The following is a 765-nucleotide window of genomic DNA, read 5'->3' as shown; positions in this document are numbered from 1 at the left end:
CTGCTTGCCGAGCTGACTTACACCACCAACACCCGCGGCCACCGCGCCACCACCGCCATCGACAACCTGGTACGCACCATCGACATCGATACCCGTGGGCGCATCACCGGTGACCACACCAACCTATTGGATTCGGCAACACCTGGCGGGCTAGCCCCTGTTGCTGGTCGTGACTTCACCTGGCAAGCCGACTCCACCCTCACCACCATCACCGACCAACTCCGTGGCACCACCAGCTTCACCGTCGACGCTATCGGCCGTGCTACCAGTGCAACCCGCACACCACAACCAACCAATACCAACCCCAGCAACCCCAGTAACCAGGGCACCACCTCACCACACACCCCGACACACACTCCTGCACGAGCAGGCACTCCAGCACCATCAGGCAATGCCACCGGTGGGGTTTCCGCCCAGGAAAATTACTCCTTCACCCCGGCAGGTGTGCTGGCCTCTACCGCTGACGGGGTCATCGACTACCACAACACCCTGCCAGTCAAAGTCGGCCGGACTACCTACACCTACGACGCTGCAGGCCGCATCACCCGCACCGTGACCAAACGCCTGGGTAAGAAACCGTTGGTGCATCACTTCTACTACGCCACCGGTGAACAACCCATCGGCTTTAGCTCAAGTGATGCTCCCGGAGTTGGCTACCGCTACACCTACGATGGTCTCGGCCGACGTGTAGCCAAAGACACGATCAACACCACCACCGGAGAAGTTATCCACCGTGACGTGTTCACCCACACCGGTAACCAACTA

At 60.4% G+C, this 765-nt stretch carries 1 pseudogene; it reads left to right on the top strand.

Going from position 1 to position 765, the window contains the following annotated elements:
- Positions 1 to 765, top strand: a pseudogene (locus L8U58_RS10145) (hypothetical protein); the annotation flags it as partial.

The organism is Corynebacterium macclintockiae (genome assembly GCF_027570165.1).
In the GTDB taxonomy this organism is placed as follows: domain Bacteria; phylum Actinomycetota; class Actinomycetes; order Mycobacteriales; family Mycobacteriaceae; genus Corynebacterium; species Corynebacterium macclintockiae.
Note: the sequence above shows the minus strand (reverse complement) of the source record. Positions and strands in the feature narration are given on the sequence as shown.